The organism is Methylocystis sp. SC2 (assembly GCF_000304315.1).
Taxonomy (GTDB): domain Bacteria; phylum Pseudomonadota; class Alphaproteobacteria; order Rhizobiales; family Beijerinckiaceae; genus Methylocystis.
Window position 1 is genome coordinate 3,069,307 of sequence record NC_018485.1, and the last position, 18,060, is coordinate 3,087,366.

18 protein-coding genes are annotated in these 18,060 nt (G+C 63.8%); 9 read left to right on the forward strand and 9 right to left on the reverse strand.

Annotated elements, in window-relative coordinates; translation table 11 throughout:
- Positions 1–160 precede the first annotated feature (160 nt).
- The gene (locus tag BN69_RS14875) at positions 161–1,210 is read left to right on the forward strand and encodes a WcbI family polysaccharide biosynthesis putative acetyltransferase (protein ID WP_014892462.1); all 1,050 of its coding nucleotides are present in this window, start codon (positions 161–163) and stop codon (positions 1,208–1,210) included.
- Between the two features lie 142 nt (positions 1,211–1,352).
- Here the strand turns inward: BN69_RS14875 and BN69_RS14880 are convergent, their stop codons facing one another.
- The 4 genes from BN69_RS14880 to BN69_RS14895 all read right to left on the reverse strand — a co-directional run bounded on the left by BN69_RS14880 (position 1,353) and on the right by BN69_RS14895 (position 5,240).
- On the reverse strand, positions 1,353–2,192 hold the full coding sequence (locus tag BN69_RS14880) for a class I SAM-dependent methyltransferase (RefSeq protein ID WP_014892463.1): 840 nt from the start codon (positions 2,190–2,192) through the stop codon (positions 1,353–1,355).
- Between the two features lie 78 nt (positions 2,193–2,270).
- Complete coding sequence (locus BN69_RS14885) at positions 2,271–3,572, reverse strand: polyhydroxyalkanoate depolymerase (RefSeq protein ID WP_014892464.1); 1,302 nt, start codon at positions 3,570–3,572, stop codon at positions 2,271–2,273.
- Positions 3,573–3,723: 151 nt separating this feature from the next.
- Complete coding sequence (gene cbiB, locus BN69_RS14890; protein ID WP_014892465.1) at positions 3,724–4,686, reverse strand: adenosylcobinamide-phosphate synthase CbiB; 963 nt, start codon at positions 4,684–4,686, stop codon at positions 3,724–3,726.
- The gene (locus BN69_RS14895) at positions 4,683–5,240 is read right to left on the reverse strand and encodes a YbhB/YbcL family Raf kinase inhibitor-like protein (RefSeq protein WP_014892466.1); all 558 of its coding nucleotides are present in this window, start codon (positions 5,238–5,240) and stop codon (positions 4,683–4,685) included. Before BN69_RS14895 ends, cbiB begins: the two co-directional genes overlap by 4 nt.
- A 93-nt stretch (positions 5,241–5,333) precedes the next feature.
- Here BN69_RS14895 and BN69_RS14900 point away from each other — a divergent pair, with 93 nt between their 5' ends.
- The 3 genes from BN69_RS14900 (at position 5,334) to BN69_RS14910 (ending at position 8,124) form a co-directional block, all read left to right on the forward strand.
- Positions 5,334–6,443, forward strand: a complete 1,110-nt coding sequence (locus BN69_RS14900; RefSeq protein WP_014892467.1) for a cobalt-precorrin-5B (C(1))-methyltransferase — start codon at positions 5,334–5,336, stop codon at positions 6,441–6,443.
- The gene (gene cobU, locus BN69_RS14905) at positions 6,440–6,970 is read left to right on the forward strand and encodes a bifunctional adenosylcobinamide kinase/adenosylcobinamide-phosphate guanylyltransferase (protein WP_014892468.1); all 531 of its coding nucleotides are present in this window, start codon (positions 6,440–6,442) and stop codon (positions 6,968–6,970) included. The genes BN69_RS14900 and cobU overlap by 4 nt, the downstream gene beginning before the upstream one ends.
- Before the next feature lie 92 nt (positions 6,971–7,062).
- Positions 7,063–8,124 carry an extracellular catalytic domain type 2 short-chain-length polyhydroxyalkanoate depolymerase gene (locus BN69_RS14910; RefSeq protein WP_014892469.1) on the forward strand — a complete coding sequence of 354 codons (1,062 nt, stop codon included), beginning with the start codon at positions 7,063–7,065 and terminating at the stop codon, positions 8,122–8,124.
- A 39-nt stretch (positions 8,125–8,163) separates the two neighbouring features.
- On the opposite strand, the gene BN69_RS14915 is transcribed toward BN69_RS14910, so the two are convergent.
- A complete protein-coding gene (locus tag BN69_RS14915) occupies positions 8,164–9,462 on the reverse strand; it encodes an O-acetylhomoserine aminocarboxypropyltransferase/cysteine synthase family protein (protein WP_014892470.1) in 1,299 nt (432 codons plus the stop codon).
- A 148-nt stretch (positions 9,463–9,610) separates the two neighbouring features.
- Between BN69_RS14915 and BN69_RS14920 the strand changes: the two genes are divergently transcribed.
- The gene (locus tag BN69_RS14920; protein ID WP_014892471.1) at positions 9,611–9,967 is read left to right on the forward strand and encodes a hypothetical protein; all 357 of its coding nucleotides are present in this window, start codon (positions 9,611–9,613) and stop codon (positions 9,965–9,967) included.
- Between the two features lie 265 nt (positions 9,968–10,232).
- A complete protein-coding gene (locus BN69_RS14925; RefSeq protein WP_041926993.1) occupies positions 10,233–10,469 on the forward strand; it encodes a hypothetical protein in 237 nt (78 codons plus the stop codon).
- Positions 10,470–10,528: 59 nt separating this feature from the next.
- Here BN69_RS14925 and BN69_RS14930 read toward each other — a convergent pair whose 3' ends face one another.
- Complete coding sequence (locus tag BN69_RS14930; RefSeq protein WP_014892472.1) at positions 10,529–12,691, reverse strand: S9 family peptidase; 2,163 nt, start codon at positions 12,689–12,691, stop codon at positions 10,529–10,531.
- A 152-nt stretch (positions 12,692–12,843) separates the two neighbouring features.
- On the opposite strand from BN69_RS14930, the gene BN69_RS19505 reads away from it, so the two are divergent.
- Both BN69_RS19505 and BN69_RS14940 read left to right on the forward strand, forming a co-directional pair.
- On the forward strand, positions 12,844–13,014 hold the full coding sequence (locus BN69_RS19505) for a hypothetical protein (RefSeq protein WP_158491325.1): 171 nt from the start codon (positions 12,844–12,846) through the stop codon (positions 13,012–13,014).
- Positions 13,015–13,177: 163 nt separating this feature from the next.
- Complete coding sequence (locus tag BN69_RS14940; protein ID WP_014892473.1) at positions 13,178–13,507, forward strand: PsiF family protein; 330 nt, start codon at positions 13,178–13,180, stop codon at positions 13,505–13,507.
- A gap of 153 nt (positions 13,508–13,660) precedes the next feature.
- Here the strand turns inward: BN69_RS14940 and BN69_RS14945 are convergent, their stop codons facing one another.
- Positions 13,661–14,671 (reverse strand): polyprenyl synthetase family protein, encoded by a 1,011-nt coding sequence (locus tag BN69_RS14945; RefSeq protein ID WP_014892474.1) that lies wholly within the window; start codon positions 14,669–14,671, stop codon positions 13,661–13,663.
- Positions 14,672–15,006: 335 nt separating this feature from the next.
- Here BN69_RS14945 and BN69_RS14950 point away from each other — a divergent pair, with 335 nt between their 5' ends.
- On the forward strand, positions 15,007–15,684 hold the full coding sequence (locus BN69_RS14950) for a tRNA1(Val) (adenine(37)-N6)-methyltransferase (RefSeq protein WP_041926995.1): 678 nt from the start codon (positions 15,007–15,009) through the stop codon (positions 15,682–15,684).
- A gap of 186 nt (positions 15,685–15,870) precedes the next feature.
- Here BN69_RS14950 and BN69_RS14955 read toward each other — a convergent pair whose 3' ends face one another.
- Together BN69_RS14955 and BN69_RS14960 are read right to left on the reverse strand one after the other, a co-directional pair.
- Positions 15,871–17,421: a B12-binding domain-containing radical SAM protein gene (locus tag BN69_RS14955; protein WP_041926996.1), complete on the reverse strand. Its 1,551-nt coding sequence runs from the start codon at positions 17,419–17,421 to the stop codon at positions 15,871–15,873.
- A gap of 247 nt (positions 17,422–17,668) precedes the next feature.
- The gene (locus BN69_RS14960) at positions 17,669–18,031 is read right to left on the reverse strand and encodes an MmcQ/YjbR family DNA-binding protein (RefSeq protein ID WP_014892477.1); all 363 of its coding nucleotides are present in this window, start codon (positions 18,029–18,031) and stop codon (positions 17,669–17,671) included.
- Between the last annotated feature and the right edge of the window lie 29 nt (positions 18,032–18,060).

Genomic DNA, 18,060 nt, shown 5'->3' on the forward strand with positions numbered 1-18,060 from the left:
TCGCACTCCTTTCTGATCCGCCCGATGGTCGCGGATCGAGATTTTCCCGCGTCGTTCGCGAGCCGCCTTCTGGCGTCGCAACATAGACGGCGCCCGCCCGCTTGTCACCCGGCGGCGCCGCTGAGAACGCCCGCGCCGTCGCCAATTCATGAAAGACCGCATGTTAACGCAGGTTGACAGACAGATTCTAAAATCCTGGCGTCAATACGCCATCGAGCCGAGGATCGCGAAATTCACCGGCCGCATCATGCGCAACACCGGGCCGCGGATCGCCATCATCGGCAACTGCCAGAGTTTCGGCGTCGCCTATGCGATGAAAGTGCTCGATCCGAGCGCGACGGTCGATCATTTCTCGATGATCGCCCGCGCCCGCTCGACGATGGGCCTCTTCGTCAAGACGCTGGAGACGTACGATTACGTCTTCTCGCATGACTTTCTTGACGGCCATGTGCGCGGCGGCGGATCGGAGGAACTACGCCAGCGTCTGCCGAAAACGATCATGTTTCCCGCGATCACCTTCGCGGCCTTCCATCCCGATCTCGTCTATATTCACGATCTGTCGCGCATGCATGGTTTCGTTTGCGGGCCGATCGGTCCCTACCATTCGGCGATCGCGCTTTTCGCCTATCGGAAGGGCCTGTCGATCGAGATGGCGAACGCGCTCTTTAACGAGAACGTCTTTGACGCGCTCGGCTATTTCGACATGTGGAACGACGCGTCGCGCGAATTGCTCGATGCGACGCGCGACAGATATGGACTAGACCTTTCGGCCGAGCTGATGAACTGGTCGCGCCGGGGCGTCTTCATGTACAGCACCGTGCATCCGATGAGCTTCGTGCTGTTCGATCTCTCCAAGAAGCTTTTCGAGAGGGTCTCACTCAAGCCGCGCGCGGTGAATTTCAACTATTACGCCATCCATGACCTCGCGCGCAGCGAGATCTTCCCGATCTATCCGCCGATCGCCAAGCGTTACGGGGCGCAGGGCGGCTACATGTTCAAGCTGCAGAACCACCATATCTCGACGACCGTCGGCGACTTCCTGACGCTGCCGCAGTACATCGCGTCCTGCTACAATATCTACGGCAAGCACGATCCGTCGCAGCTCAGCAATCCGCGCGTCGACGCCTGGCTCGCCGACGAGGCGACAAGCGGATTCCTGATGAGATTGGCGCGGGAGAATTTCGTCGCGGGCCTCGCGCCGACCCTGTGAGCTGCTTGCGTCATTCCCAACGCGCGCAACGCGCGCGATCGGGAATACAGAGCAAGATCAGCCTTCGTGGATCGATTCTGGATTCCCGGTCAGGCCTTCGGCCTGCCGGGAATGACAAGCTCCATGCGCGCGGATAACCGCGCTATTTCCAGCGCGTGTCGAATGTCGCGAGGTTGAAGGGCGGCTTGTAGGGATGCAGCGGATTTTCGCCGCTGAAGGGCGTCGCCACGGTGAGAATGCGCTCGCGATGTTTCAGGGGCGCGAAACCCGAAGGGTCAAGCGCGCCGGTGAAGCCGATAAGATGCGCCGGATCGACATTGAGCTTGAACCCCGGCGGCGGACGCATCCAGCTCTGCGCGGCCACATCCATATAGGCCGTCTTCAGCATATGGTTGAGGCCCCACTGCGTCGGCACGAAGCAGGATTTGGCCGAATCCGACATGTCCCAATAATAGGTGTCGGGTCGCAATTCGAGCGTCGCGTCGCCTTCGAAAATCGCGATTGATCCTTCGTGCATGAGATGCCGCACTTCGGCGAAACCCGCGAAGGGGTCGACGAGATGGTAATAGACGCCCAGGCAGAGGATGATGTCGAAAGTCTCGTTGAGCTTCGAGGCTTCGTAGATCGAGACGCTCTGATTGATCTCGACGTTTGATTTGAGGAGTTTCTTGGCGAGACGCAGTCCGGCGCCGCTCGCCCAATTCTGGCTCACGTCGTCCGTGGCAAGAACGCGCTTGGCGCCGCGCCGCTCGGCGTAAAAGCTCCAGAATCCGTCCCAGCAGCCGATTTCGAGCACGCTCTTGCCGGCGAAATCGATCTTGTCGAGTTCGCTCTCGATGAAGCGCCAGATGCGACGGTGATCGTCGGCTTGCGACACGCTGAGGGCGCGCAGCCCGTCTCCGAAATCGAACTCATGATACCAATGAATGGCGTCGATTTCTTTTTGCAGCGCTTCGCGCGAGGCTGCGTCCTGCACGTCCATCGAATGTCCTTTGGATAATTGCGTCAGGCGCGCGAAAGCGTCCACTCTGATCGCGCGGCGAGGGCGCGGAGTTTGCCTTTATTCCGCGCTCCATGCAAGGTGAGGACGCGCCGTCCCGACGCCGTCGAGACTCTCCATGTCCAGCGCGAAAGCGCGAATGCGCGGCGCGATCTCGTCGCGAAAGCGCGAGCCGTTGAAGACGCCGTAATGGCCGACGCCTTTCTGCACATAATGGCGCTTTCGGGCGGCAGGAATGTTGGCGCAGAGATCCAGCGCGGCTTCGGTCTGGCCGACGCCGGAAATGTCGTCTTTTTCGCCCTCGACGGCGAAGAGCGCCGTGCGGCTGATCGCTTTGAGGTCGATGAGATTGCCTCGGTGGCGCAACAGGCCGAGCGGCACCTGGTGGCGGACGAACACGCGATCGACGGTTTGAAGATAGAATTCCGCGGTCAGATCCATCACCGCGAGATATTCATCGTAAAAATCGCGATGCCTTTCGGCGGAGTCGCCGTCGCCCTCGACGAGATGGTTGAACATTTCGAGATGCGCCGAGATATGGCGCTCGAAATTCATCGACATGAAGCCGGAGAGCTGCAGAAAGCCCGGATAGACTTGGCGTCCCATCCCCGCGTGCGGAAACGGCACGGTGTGGATGCAGTGGCTGCGGAACCAATCCATGCCGCGCTGCTGCGCCAGCTTGTTGACGGCCGTCGGATTCACCCGGGGGTCGATGGGGCCGCCGATCAGCACCATCGATTCCGGAACGTCGGGATCGTTGTCCGCCTCCATCGCGGCGATCGCGCAGATGAGCGGCACCGAGGCCTGACAGACGCCAAGCGTATGCAACGGCGTTTGGGTCGCGTCCAATGCCAGGAAGCGCATGATTTCGCCGAGATAATCTATGTAATCGTCAAGATCGAAGGAGCCGTCGACGAGCGGCACCGTTCGCGCGTCGCTCCAGTCCGTGACGTAGACGTCGTGGGTTGGCAAGAACGCTTCGACCGTGCCGCGCAGCAGCGTCGCATAGTGGCCGGACATCGGCGCGACAATCAGCAATTTCGACTGTCGGGGCGCCGGACCAGTGAACAGCCGCTTGAAATGCAGCAGGCCGCAAAAGGGGCGGCTCCAGACGACTTCCTCGAGGATCTCGACCTCGGCGCCGTCGACAACCGTCGTGTCCAAGCCGAACAGCGGTTTCCCGTAGCGGCGAGTCATGCGCTCGAACAGCTCCGCCGAGGCGGCGACGTTGCGGCCGAACGACGTATGATGCAGCGGATTGAGCGGATTCTTCATCGCGTGCAACATCGCGTCCGACGCGGCCCGCGCCGGTGCGAAAGCCAAGTGCAACATTTCGTAGAGCTGGTAAGACATACGGTCCATCTTTACGCTTCTCCCCGCCACCCCCGTCGCAGCGCCGCGCTGCGGTTTCATGTTGCACTGCACAATCAGCTTATAACACATTCAAGATGGGCAAAGTTAGAAAACTGGCGAGCAGAGCTGTGGCCCACGGACCTGAAAATTTGCAGTTCTGTCATACTCTCGCAGTCAAGGCCCCGACTGCAAGCAAAAACCAGAGCGTGGCGGTTGAAATCTGATAGAGCGCCAAAGCGCGGCGAATATCCGCCGCATTGGCTTCGCGCCGACCGTCGCCAAGATTCGCGCCGTCCACCGCCTCAGCCCCGCCGTAGGCGCGTGGCCCGCCGAGCTTGAGGCCAAGCGCCCCCGCAGCCGCGGCTTCGGGCCAGCCGGCGTTGGGCGAGACGTGATGCGGCGCATCGCGCCAGGCCGTGGTCAGCGCTTTGGCCGGGGACGCGCCCTTCATCGCCAAGGCGCCGATCGCCAGCAGGCCCGCCGATGCGCGCGCGGGAAGAAAGTTCATCACATCGTCGCAGCGGGCCGCGGCCCAGCCGAAGGCGCGATGGCGCGGCGACTTGTGGCCGATCATGCTGTCGGCGGTGTTGACGATCTTATAGGCCAGCGCGCCCGGCAGGCCGAAGAATGCGAGCCAGAGCGCCGGCGCGACGACGCCGTCGGAGAAATTCTCGGCGAGGCTCTCGATGGCGGCGCGGGCGACGCCGGAGGCGTCCAGCGCCGATACGTCGCGGCCGACGATTTTCGCCACCGCCGCCCGGCCGTCTTGCACCGAAATCGCCAGACCCTCGGCGACCGCGGCGACATGCGCATGAAGGCTGCGCTGCGCCAGAAGGCTGGACGCAAGCACAGCGAGCGCAATCCAGCCGAGTGGAAGCGCGAGCGCCGCGCGTTGGATCAGCGCGCCGCTCCCAACGGCGACGACAAGAAGCATGGCGAGCGCGAGGGCGCCTGTCGATCGTCGACGCGCGAAGGACTCGCCCTCACGGTTCAGCCCCCGATCGAGCCCGGCGATCAGCGCGCCCATCCATGTCACCGGATGGCCGATCCTGCGAAAAAGCGCGTCCGGATAGCCGGCGCCCGCCTCGATGGCGAGCGCCAGAAGCGCAACGCCGAAATTCACCGTCCAAAAAGCGCGGTGATCGAGGCCTTGGCGAGCGCATTCTGATTAATGGTGAAGCCCGCGATGGCGGTGCGGCCATGAGCGGCGTCGCCGAGCGTTTCAGTCTTGAGCGCATAGACGGTGAAGACGTAACGGTGCGGCTTGCCGGGCGGCGGGCAGGGGCCGCCATAGGCCTTGTCGCCGAAGTCGGTCTCCAAATGATGCGCGCCGGGCGGCAGATTTTTGCCCGACGCGTCGCCGGCGCCCCGCTTCAAGCCGCGAGCGTCGGCCGGAATATCGACCACGAGCCAGTGCCAGAAGCCGGCGCCGCCCGTCGGCGCATCGGGATCGTGCACCGCGACGGCGAAGCTCTTGGTGCCGGGCGGCGGGTCGCTCCAATTGAGCTCCGGCGAGACGTTCTCGCCGGTGCAGCTCATGGAATCATAGACATGCGCCATATCGATCGTCTTGCCTTCGGCGATGTCGGGACTTGTGAGTTCGAACGCCTGGGCGCCGCTCGACTCGGAGGCGGCCAGCGCGATAAGGCCGAGAAAGGATGAAACGCTGCGCAACATGTAAGCGTGCTCCTCGAATCTGGAAAATCGCCGCATCTTTAGCGGATTGGCGCGCCGGTGTCGCGCGCTCGCGCTTCGCGGTAAAGAGGGCGCATGAGCGATGCGGGAAGCAGGCGTCCTTTGCGCCGCGGCTGGACGACGGGCGCCTGCGCCACCGCCGCGACGCGCGCCGCCTTCGAGGCGCTGATGACGCGCGCGCCGCCGCCCGACCCGGTCGAGATCGCGTTGCCGTCGGGAAAGCGCGTGGCTTTCGCGCTGGCGACCTTCGAACGGGACGCGGATGTCGCCCGCGCCGGCGTGGTCAAGGACGCCGGCGACGATCCGGACGTCACCCACGGCGCGCTTGTTTGCGCGCAAGTGCGCCGCGGCGCTGCCGGCGCCGGCGTGCGGTTTTTCGCGGGCGAGGGCGTCGGCGTGGTGACGCGTCCGGGGCTTCCGCTGGCGCCCGGCGAGCCGGCGATCAATCCGGTGCCGCGCAAGATGATGGTCGAGACGATTATCGAGGCGAGCGCGAAGATCGGCGTCGGCGCGGACGCGGACATCGAGATTTCGATCCCCGGCGGCGAGGAGCTCGCCAAACATACGCTCAACGGCCGACTGGGGATCGTCGGCGGACTCTCCATTCTCGGCACGACCGGAATCGTGACGCCCTTTTCCTGCGCCGCCTGGATCGACAGCATCCATCGCGGCGTCGATGTCGCGCGCGCCAGCGGTCTGGCGCATGTCGCCGGAACGACCGGCTCGACTTCCGAAGCCGCGGTGAAGCGACTTTATGATCTGCCGGAGACGGCGCTCATCGAAATGGGCGATTTCGTCGGCGGGCTGTTGAAATATCTTCGCACGCATCCGGTCGCGCGCGTGACGATCGGCGGCGGCTTCGCCAAAATGACCAAGCTCGCGCAAGGACGGCTCGATCTCCATTCGGGGCGCTCGAGCGTCGATTTTGCGCGGCTCGCCCAAACCGCGCGCGAGGTCGGCGCGGGCGAAGAGATCGCCGCGCTCATCGAGAGCGCCAACAGCGCGCTCGAAGCCTTGCAGGTCGCGCGGAGCGCCGGGGTCGACCTTCCGGTGCCGATCGCCCGCGCCGCGTGGAGAACCGCCGCGCGGGCGCTCGATGCGGCGGAGAGCGAATTGGAGGTCATCATATTCGATCGCGAGGGGGCTCTGCTTGCCCGCACGGCGCTCCAAAGAGCCCAGACATGAACGAAAATCCGCACCTTACCCTTGTGCTCGGCGGCGCGCGCTCAGGCAAAAGCGCTTACGCGGAAAGTCTCATCGTCACGCATCCGTCGCCCTGGACCTATATTGCGACGGCGGACATTCTCGATGAGGAAATGCGCGCGCGCGTCGACGCGCATCGCGCAAGACGCGGCGAGGATTGGCGCACGGTCGAAGCGGCGCAAGCGCTCGTCGAAGCGATTCGGGAGGCGCCAGTCGATGGGCCGCTGCTGATCGACTGTCTCACGCTCTGGCTGAGCAATCGGCTGCTCGGCGGCGCTGATCTTTCGCGCGATCGCGCCGCGCTTGTTGAAGCGCTGTCGTCCCGCTCGGCGCCGACCGTCGCCGTCTCGTCCGAGGTTGGATTGTCGATCGTGCCGGACAATGCGCTGGCGCGTTCTTTCCGTGATGCGGCAGGCGAATTGCATCAGGCTGTCTCACGGCGTGCGGGAAGCGTCGCGCTTGTCGTCGCGGGCAATCCGCTGATCGTGAAGGGTCATCGGAGCGTCTGATTTTTGGCGTTCTGTATAGATTTGGTCTTGGAGGCGGGTATCGATCTTGGCGCGTATTGAGCTTGGGGCGCGTAATTTGAAGGAGAGAATTCATGTGCAACAGTTTGCTTAAATCAAAAATCCTTGTCGCTGTCGCCATCGCGGCCCTTTTTGCGATCGAAGCTGCGTCGGGCGCCGAGCGCCTGCCGGCTTACGGCGCAAATCTGTCCGAGACTTCCGTGTCAGGGCTTTCATCGGGCGCGGCGATGGCCTTGCAGTTCCATGTGGCGCATTCCGGCGTTGTCAAAGGCGCGGGGATCATCGCTGGCGTGCCGTACGATTGCGCGGAGCAGAGCTCTAATCGCGCGACCGGCAATTGCATGAAGCCGGACGCCGCCCACCCTGTCCCGGATCCGGCGCATCTTACGGATATCACCGACTCGCTCGCACGCTCCGGGGCGATAGACGATGTCGCCAATTTGAACGATGCGCGCGTCTGGCTGTTTTCCGGCCGCAAGGACGGCGTGGTGCTTCCCGTCGTGATGGATGCGGCGCGCGATTACTATGCGTTTTATGTGCCGCCGGACCGCATCGTCTATCGAAACGACATCGGCGCCGGCCACGCCATGGTGACCGAGGACTATGGCGACAAGGACTGCGCCGCGACCAAGGCTCCGTTCATCGTCGATTGCGACTTCGACGCCGCGAAAGCCTTGCTCGAACAGATCTACGGTCCGCTCAATCCGCCGAGCGCAGAGCCCGCCGGAAAATATGTCGAGTTCGATCAGAAGGAATTTCTGCCCGACGGCAATCCCTACAATCACAGTTTAAGCGATGTCGGCTACGCCTATGTGCCGCATGTCTGCGCCTTGGAGACGTGCCGCGTGCATGTCGCGCTGCATGGCTGCAAACAGCAGGCCGCCCAGATCGGCGACGCCTTCTATAAGAACGCCGGCTACAATCGTTGGGCGGATACGAACCACATCATCGTCGTCTATCCGCAAACCATCAGCCGCTGGGGCTGGGGTTGGCCGTTCTATACGTTGAATTTCGTGTGGAACCCCAACGCCTGCTGGGACTGGTGGGGCTATGACAACGCCGAGCACCACACCAAGAAAGGTCCGCAGATCGCCGCCATTCGCGCGATCGTGGACCGGCTCGCGACGAAGCCGTGAGTTGGCGCATCCCTTCTCTTCACGGGAGAAGGGAGCGCCTTATGCGCCGGCCGCGTTCAGCCCTTTCTCCAGATCGGCGATGATGTCGTCGATATGTTCGATGCCGATTGAGAGCCGCACATAGCCGGGCGTGACGCCGCTCGCGAGCTGCGCCTCCTCGGCGAGCTGCGAATGCGTCGTCGTCGCCGGATGGATGGCGAGGCTGCGCGCGTCGCCGATATTGGCGACGTGATAGAACATCTGCAGCGCGTCGATAAATCTGCGGCCGGCGTCGAGACCGCCCTTCAGTTCGAAGCCGAGCAGCGCGCCATAGCCGCCCTTCAGATAGGCGTCGGCGCGCCGGCGCATCTCGCCTGTCTGCTGCGAAGGATGAATGACCCGCGTCACTTCGCTGCGCTTACTCAAGAAGTCGACGACCTTCTGCGCGTTCTGCACATGACGCTCCATGCGCAGCGTCACCGTCTCGACGCCCTGCAGCGTGAGAAAAGCGTTGAACGGCGAGGGCGCCGGACCGAGATCGCGCAACAGCGTCGCGCGCGCCTTGATGATATAGGCGACCGGCCCGATCGGCTTGACCGCCTCGACCCAGACGGCGCCGTGATAGCTCGGATCAGGCGTATTCAGCGCCGGCTGACGTTGCGGAAATTTCTCCCAGTCGAAATTGCCGGAGTCGATGATGGCGCCGCCGATCGACGTGCCGTGGCCGCCAAGATATTTTGTGGTCGAGTAAACGACGATCGCCGCGCCATGATCGATCGGCCGGCAGAGGATTGGCGCGGCGGTGTTGTCCATGATCAGCGGAACGCCGAGCTCCCGGCCGATCGCCGCCACTTCGGCGATCGGAAACACCGTGAGTTTCGGATTAGGCAGAGTCTCGGCGTAATAAGCGCGCGTGCGATCGTCGGTGGCGCGGCGGAAATTCTCGGGATCGGCCGGATCGACGAATCGCACTTCGAGGCCCTGGTCCTTCAGCGTATTGGCGAAGAGGTTCCAGGTGCCGCCGTAAAGGTCGGTGGACGAGACGACATTGTCGCCGACGCGCGCGAGATTTTGTAGCGATAGCGCTGACGCCGCCTGTCCAGAGGCGAGCGCCAGGGCCGCCACGCCGCCTTCGAGCGCCGCGAGCCGCGCCTCCAAGACGCCGGTCGTCGGATTGCCAATGCGCGTATAGATGTGGCCGAGTTCTTTGAGCGCGAAAAGATTGGCGGCGTGCTCGGTGTCGTGAAACTGATAGGAGGTCGTCTGATAGATTGGCGCGGCGACGGCGCCGTTGGTCGCATCAGCGCGCCAGCCGGCGTGGAGCGCAATCGTTTCGGCGTGCTTGCTGTCGACGGCCATCATCTTCCTCCTGGCGTGAGCGTAAGCTCCATAAATCAAAGAAAACGCCTGCGCTACACGGCGCGCCATCGCCATTGCTAGTTTTCCTCCCTCCTCCATTTACCCGCGGGCGAATATTGCGCATTGGCGCCTCTCCAGGGAGTTCGACATGAAGACGAGAATTGCCGTCATCGGAGGCCTTGCCCTCGCTTTTCTGGCGCCTGCGGCGTTGGCCGAGGAGGAGCCGCAAGGGCAGTCTCCGCAGCAACAGTCGGATCAGCAGCCGCAGCCGCAGCAACAGGAGCAGGGCGTGACGTCGGGGCCGGCCGCCGGCGCGCCAGTCGAGCCTTCGGGATCGGTGCAGAAGGACAATCCCAAAGCCGAGGAGGTCAATCCAAGCGGCGTTTCCGGCCCAAGTGGAACCTCGGCCGGCGCGCCCGCGGTGGAGGGCAAGAAAGGAACCCAGAGCGGGCAGGAGTGGACCCCGCCCGAAGAGATCCGGCGGAAGAAGGGGCCAAGTTCGTAGCGTCAGTTCGAACTGCGATCAGCGGCAAGAAAACACGAGTCTGGAATCGCCATGTGTGAATCGATCGGCGGCTTCGCGACGCATGGGCCGAACTCAGCGTCGTCAGAGTCGCCGATCGCCTTTTGCGCAATGAAGGCGAATCCAACACGCGAATTCAAGCTTGGCGTTATTCCTTGAGTCGAGGAACTCGCCGACTATAATCCGCCCGGGCCATAGATGAGCGCAACCCCGCGACTCGGGCCCAATCCAAAGGGGGATTCGCCATATGAAAAAACTACTGCTGTTGACGGTCGCAATCGCTGCGGGCGCAATGTTCGGCGCGCCGGTCCGCGCCGAAGATCAAAGCGAAACGCCCGCTGCGGTAAGCGAAGCGCCCGCTGCAGCGAGCGCAGCGCCTGCCGAAACGGCGGCGCCCAGCGCGCCCGCTGAAACGAGCGCTCCGGCCGCCGAGAGCAAGCCGGTCATACCCCCCGATTCGGAGTGGGTGCACCCCACGAAGTGACTTTCTAACGGACTTTCATTGCTGCATTTCCCGACTCTTGGGAGATGCAGCCCTCCGCCTCAGCATTCCACCAGGACATCTCTGTCGTCGTTGTATGCGCGTGCGGCGCAGGCGAGCGCGAAGGCATATTCCAGCGCCGTGTCTTCAAGCGCTTCGAAACGGCCCGAGGCGCCGGCGTGGCCCGCGCCCATATGGGTGAACAGCAGCACGGGGCCGCCGCCGCTCATCGTCGCGCGAAGCTTCGCGACCCATTTGAGCGGCTCCCAATAGGTGACGCGCGGATCGGTCACGCCGGCGATCGCGAGAATCGGCGGATAGTTCTGCGCGCGCACATTGTCGTAAGGCGAATAAGCGGCGATGCGATCATAGGCTTCGGCGCTGGCGATCGGATTGCCCCACTCCAGCCATTCGGGCGGCGTCAGCGGAAGGTCGTCGCGCAGCATGGTGTTCAGCGTATCGACGAAAGGCACGCTGGCGATGACGCCGGCGAACAGCTCCGGCGCCGCGTTGGCGACGGCGCCCATCAGCAGACCGCCCGCCGATCCTCCCTGCGCGACGACGCCGCCTTCGCGCGTGTAGCCGGCTGAGACCAGATGCCGCGCGCAATCGATGAAGTCCAAGAAGCTGTTTTGCTTCTTCTCGAGCTTGCCGTCCTCGTACCAGCGCCAGCCCTTGTCCGTTCCGCCGCGAATATGGGCGCGCGCATAGACGAAGCCTCGATCGACGAGCGATAGCGCGTCTTCGTTAAAGCTCGCCGCGAGCGCGTAGCCATAGGCGCCATAGCCATAGAGCAGCAGCGGCGCGCCGTCTCCGCCGGGCGTGAAGTCGGCGCGATGCAAGAGCGTGATCGGCACGATTTCGCCGTCGCGCGCCGTCGCGAACAGGCGCCGCGTCACATAGTTCTTTGGATCGTGTCCGGAGGGAATTTCCTGACGCTTGCGCAGGATGCGCGTGCGCGCAGCCATGTCGTAGTCGTAAGTCTCGTCGGGCGTCGTCATCGATGAATAGGTGAAACGGAGGACATCCGTATCGAATTCGAGCCCCGGGTCGAGCGACAGCGCATAGGCGTCTTCTTCGAAATGGATCGCATGTTCGTCGCCGGTCGCGAGCGCGCGGATGACGAGCTTCGGCAACGAGTTCTCGCGAAGCAGCCAGACGAGATAACGCGCATAAACGGTGAAGCCGTCGATCATCGCGCCGTCGCGATGGGCGACCACGTCCTTCCAGTTTTCGCGGCCCGGCTCGGCGAGCGGCGCGACGGAAATGCGAAAATCATCGGCGCCGTCGGCGTTGTTGCGAATATAGAGAAGGTCGCCATGCGGCTCGACGCCGTAGCGCAGTCGCGGTTCGCGCGGCGCGACAATGCGCGGCGCCGGATCGTCTTCGCGAAGGTCGATCAGCCAGCATTCCGTCGCGTCATGGCCGTGGATGGACACAATGGCGAAACGCTTGCAGCGGCTTTCATGCAGGCTGACGAACCAGGCGCTGTCGGTTTCCTCAATGATCAACGCGTCGTCGGCGGGATCGGCGCCCACCTCGTGTCGAAACACCTGCGCGGTGCGATGGTTCTCGTCGATCAGCACATAGTAAAATGCTTTCGAATTGGCCTGCCAGACAATGGCGCCGTCGCTGTCGCTCACGACGTCGGCGCGGTCGATTCCCTCGCTCAGCGCCCTGGTGCGGATGTCGTAAAGCTCCGATCCCGCGTCATCGACGCTCCAGGCAAGCTGCGCGTGATCGGGCGCATGCGCCGCGTCGCCGATGTCGAAGAAATCGTGGCCCTTGGCGAGCGCATCGCCGTCGAGGAGCACGGTTTCGGCGCCGCCTTCCCGCGGCGTCCGGCAGTAGAGCGGATGTTCCGCGCCTTCATGAAAACGTTCGTAATAGGCGAAAGGCCCGTCGGGTTCGGGCACGTCGCTGTCGTCCTCCTTGATGCGGCCGCGCATTTCGGCCACCAGCGCTCTCCGCAAATTCTCGAGCGGCGCCATGACGCAATCGCAGTAAATGTTTTCCGCCTTGATCAGTTCGGCGATGTCGACGGGAAGCGCATCGGGATCGCGCAGCACCTCGCGCCAGTTTTTGGCGGCCAGCCAGTCGTAGGGATCATCGAGCACGCGGCCATGAATGACTCTGCGCGTGTGGCGCTGCGCGGCGACGGGCGGCGCCGCGCCCGCGAGTTCGAATCGCCATTCCGATAATTTCGCCGCCGTGTCGCGGGCCATGGCATCCTCCGCCGATTTCGTCAGAGGCTTTTATCACCGCGTGGCCCGCTGCGCAGCGATCTCTCGGGCGGATGGGAGCGAAGCAATTTGTAAATCAATCGCGCCTTAGCCTTGCGGCAATGACCTGTCCGCTTTTGGATAAGGAGCGATTCATGCGTTACTCCCATGCTGCGCTCAGTCCGGTTTCCGTCGGCGAGCGAAGGATTTCCCGCCCCAGCGACATTCCGGCGCGCCGCGCGTCCATGCTGCGCCGGCTCGCATGGAAGATCGTCTATGTGAGCTTCATCGCCGGCGCCGCGATCTATGTGTGGTGGCGGCGCTAGGCGTTTTGGCGCTGCTGCGCTGCATCAAAGACAAACTGTCATAAATCGCCTAAGCTTGAGGCGTGGCCGACGAATATACGCGCTCGCGCGTGATGGAGTCGCGCCGCGACCTGGATCAACATGTGGCGTTGCGGCGCGCCTCGAAGCAAAGAAGAAACTTAAAATGTTCACCAATATGAAAAGCATTGCCGCTGGCGTTTTTTGCGTCAGTCTCTCCTTAGGCGCCGCCGCGCTCGCCGAGCCGAAGGCGTCCACGCCGACTGACGCGCCGACCGCCTGGGCGCCGCCCGCCGAGATCGCGCCGAAGAGCGCCGCGCCTGCGGAAGCGCCCGCGCCAAGCGCTGAAGCGCCCGCCGCCGCTGCGCAGCCTGCGAGCGCCGCGCCGGTCAGGACGCATGCGGAGAGAGAAAAAGACTGCCGCGCGCAAGCCGACGCCAAAGGGCTTCACGGCAAAGACCGCAAGCACTTCAAGACCGACTGTCTGAAGGGATGATCGGCGCGCCGGTCGCTTTCCGGCGGCCGGCGGCGCTAGAGCAGGTTCCGAAAAAGTTGACAGACTTTTTCGATGAGAACCTGCTCCAACGTTTTGATTTGGAGCGATTCCTTATCGATCACATGATTCCATGTGATCGGGAAGCGCTCTAGTCTAGTAGACGCGGTCGATGCAGAAGTCGACGACTTCGAGCAGCGCGCTCTTCCAGGGCGATGCGGGAAAAATCTCCATCGCGTCGCGTGCGATGGCGCCGTAATGCGTCGCGCGCTCGATCGTGTCGTCGAGCGCCTTGTGCTTCTTCATCAGACCGCAGGCGGTCTCGACGTCGCCGTCCTTGATCTCGGCCTGTTCCAGCGTGCGCCGCCAGAACTCGCGTTCTTTTTCATTGCCGCGACGGAAGGCGAGCACCACGGGGAGCGTGATCTTGCCCTCGCGGAAGTCGTCGCCAATGTTCTTGCCGAGCTTGGCCGACGAACCGCCGTAATCGAGCGCGTCGTCGATGAGCTGGAAGGCGATGCCGAGATTCATGCCGTAGCTGCGGGCGGCCGCCTCGTCGGCCTTCGGCTTGCCGCCGAGCATCACCCCGACTTCGGCCGCGGCGGCGAAAAGCTCGGCCGTCTTGCGGCGGATGACGCCCATATAGGCGTCCTCGGTCGTGGTCGTGTCCTTCGCGGCGTTGAGCTGCATGATCTCGCCTTCGGCGATCACCGCCGCCGCCTGCGAAACGACGGTGAGCGGCGCGATGACGCCGGGCTCCACCATCATCTTGAAGGCGTGGCCGAGCAGGAAGTCGCCGACCAGCACGCAGGTCTGATTGCCCCACAGCATGCGGGCGGCGATCTTGCCGCGGCGCATGTCGCTTTCGTCGACGACGTCGTCATGGAGCAGCGTCGCCGTATGCATGAATTCGATGCCGGCGGCGAATTTCAGATGCCCATCGCCCCTGTAGCCGCACATGCCGGCGGTGGCGAGAACGAGCATCGGCCGCAGACGCTTGCCGCCGGCGGAGATGAGATGGTTGGCGACCTCGGGAATCGTCGTGACGTCGGAGCCCATGCGCTGAATAATCAGCTGATTGGTGCGCTCCAGGTCGGGCTTGATGAGTTCGAGGAGGCTGTCGAGGCCGGCGTCCTTTTTCTCATCGAGCGGAATGACGATACCCACGGACCCCCCTTAAGCCTTGCGCTTTGTCGCGGGAACTTACGGCTTTGGGATGGAGGCGGCAAGTCACGGCGGAGGCGGCGCGCAACCACCTCCCTTGAAGGGGAGGGTGGGGCGGCCCCCTCCCTGTCCCTCGCCCGCTTTGCGGGAGAGGGGACGCTCACGAGCGGCGCTGAATGGCGATGAATGGCGCGAACGCAGCGCGAAGCCGGCGCGGATAAAGCAGCGTCGCGATTGATGAAGCGCCGAGTCTTGCTCCCTCTTCCGCGAAGCGGGGAAGGGGGCCCGGCGCGACGCTCTTGCCCGCCGCGCCGCATCATGTGAGATTTCACGCTCCTATGAAAGACGCGCGTTTGGACGATTTTCTCGACGGACGCCTGCGCCTGCGTCAAAGCGCCGCCGGGCATCGCGCCGGCACGGACGCCGTGCTGCTCGCCGCGGCGACCCCCGAAGACCAGGAGGGCTTCATTCTCGACGTCGGCGCCGGGGCGGGCGCGGTCGGGCTGATGGCGGCGCTGCGCGCCCCTCGCGCGACCATTGGACTTGTGGAGATCGACCCCGAGTCTTGCGCGTTCGCGCGTGAAAACATCGCCGCAAATGCGCTTGACGCAAGGGCGACAGTTTACGAAGCCGACGCGCTCGCCGCGAAATCGCGCCGCGCGGCTGGACTGATCGACGAAAAGGCGGCGCTCGTGCTCACCAATCCGCCGTTTCACGACGCCGGCAAAGTGCGCGTCACGCCCGACGCGGCCAAGGCGCGCGCCCATGTCGCCAGCGCGCCGCTCGTCGACTGGATGCGCGCCTGTCTCGCGCTGCTCGCGCCCGGCGGAAGTTTCGTGATGATTCACCGCGCCGACGCGCTCGCCGAATGTCTCGCGGCTGTCGAGGGCAGGCTAGGGGGCGTGTCGATCCAGCCCATTCACACCCGCGCCGAGGCGTCGGCGACGCGCATTCTTCTCGCCGGCGTCAAGGGCTCGAAAGCGCCGCTGTCGATCTTGAAGGCGATCGTTACGTAGCGGTTTTCACTACGATGCTGCCTCGCCTCACCCTCATCCTGAGGGTCCGCTTCGATCGGAAATCGAAGCGGCGTCTCGAAGGAGGAGGGTGAGGAAAGCTTATGGCTTCTCCTCCTTCGAGACGCGAGCTTCGCTCGCTCCTCGGGATGAGGAAGCCTGCGACGCGCTTGCGCGCTCGATAAGGGACTACGCCGCGCGCTGCGACGCCGCGGGCGGGTTTGAGAGCTGCGGCTCCCAATAGTCGCCCTTGGCGAACATGTGCCGCGCCTGCGCATATTGGAACATGATGCGCGCGACGATGGTGATGGTCTCGGGCTTGCGCACGGCGGCGCCCCAGACCTTGTTCCACATGCGGCCTTCCGCCTCGCCCATCTTGCGCACGTCCATGCCGACCTGCATCGCCTGCTGTTCGACCTCGCGCAGCGATTTGGGATCGAAAGGCTGCGGCGCCGGCGCCTTGCGGTGGCGGCCGAAGGTTTGGATCATGTGCAGCATGCGTTCGCCGAAGGCGGCCGGGGCGTAGATCGCGTTGCAGAGATTCTGCATGCCGTCATGCAGCTCCTCCATGCTCATCGTCTGGCACTGGATGTTGGAGCTCCACGGCACCGCCTGAGTCTCGACGCCGCCGGTGATGAGGCGGCCTTCGCGGGTGATGCGGTCGAAGAGCGGCGTGGCTTCCGACGCCATCAGCGCCCCGAGGCTGAAGATCGGGATCGGCGTCGCCATGGCGAATTCATATTGCTGGGCGAACACGCCGGGGCCGTCATGGTCGAAGCCGACGATCATGCCGCCCATCACCGACATGCCGTGGTCGATGAGCTTCTGGATTTCGTCGACGAGGCTGATCTTGAGATTCTGCCGTTTGCCGGTTTCGCGCAGGCTTTCGACATTGGGCGTCTCGATGCCGACGAAGACCTGCGTCAGGCCCGCCGCGACGCACATGTCGAGCAGCTCCTCGTCGCGCGTCGCGTCGATGGAGATCTGCGTGACGAACTCCATCGGACGATCGCGGCGCCAATGCGCGATCGCCGCGAGCAGCTCCTTGCAATGCGCGCGGTAGGCGGTGAAATTGTCGTCGGCGAGAAAAGCCGTGCGATAGCCCGCCGCCCAGAGCGCGTCGAGTTCGGCGAGGACGTTGGCGATCGGCTTGTGGCGCTGCTTGCGCCCCAGATATTGGATGACGTCGCAGAATTCGCATTCGAACGGACAGCCGCGCGAGGTCTGCACCGCGCCGAGAATCGCGCGGTCGTTGCGATACAGGTCCCAGCGCGGCGCCGGCGAAGCGGCGAGCGACGGCTTGTCGCCGACATAGCCGTCCTTCGGCTTGCCGGCGCGAAGATCGGCGAAGAGCTCGCCGGCGATTTCCTCGATCTCGCCGCTCACCAGCACGTCGCAGTGGTCGCGCAGCCGCGCCGGCGACAGGCTCGCATAGGGGCCGCCGATGATGACCTTCTTGCCGCGGCGGCGGAACTCGTCGGCGATGGCGATCATGCGCCCGCGCTGGCTGACCTTGCCGGTGATCGCGACATAGTCGGCGGGATGGTCGAAATTCACCGGTTCGACCTGCTCCTCGCAAAGTTCGAAGGCGAAGTCCTTCGGGGCGAGCGCGGCGACGGTCGCCGTGGCGAGGTCCGCCATCATCACGCCGCCCGGCGCGCCGGAGGCCGCGAGCGCCTCGCCGCCGAAATAGGTTGGAAAATCGCCGGCGGGATTGATGAGATAGATCGAAACGGTCATGAGTGAACTCAATGGCATGTTGTTGTAATGCTATTTGATCTCGATTGGCGCGACAAGACGGATGCAAAAGGGTTGGCTGGCGCCGTCCAACTGAGCGCCTCGGCGCCCGCAAACATAGGATTCAAGCCCAAAAATCAGTTAGATCGACCACGAACCACGAGGCTGGGCCGGGATCGCCCAACCTTGCGGCATGCCGTCCCGTCTCACTTCATGTCTCTTTTTTTGCAAGATGCGCGTCGCGGCCGGCTTAAAAATCGTCCAGCCCCAATTCCCGCCGCCGCCGCTTCGGCAAGTTTTGCGCGACGATGCAATGCGACTGGCGGACGTAGTCCTTCAGTTCGTTGTCGGAGAGGCCCGGCTTTGCGTAATGCTGAATCCACGTCATGCCGCGTGAGGCGAGGTAAGGCGCGCCGCGAAGACCGGGCCGCGCCTTCAGCATCTCGAAGGCGAGAGGGCTCACTTTGAAAGAATATGCGGGAGCGTCATGCGCCCAGCCGCCAATGGCGAAGACCTTGCCGCCAACTTTCCAGACATGCGAGCCGCCCCATTGCACGACATGCGTCGTCGCCGGCAATGCGCCGCAAAAAGCGTTGAATTCGTCATAAGTCATTCGCGCCTCTTATGGCGCGACGAACGCCG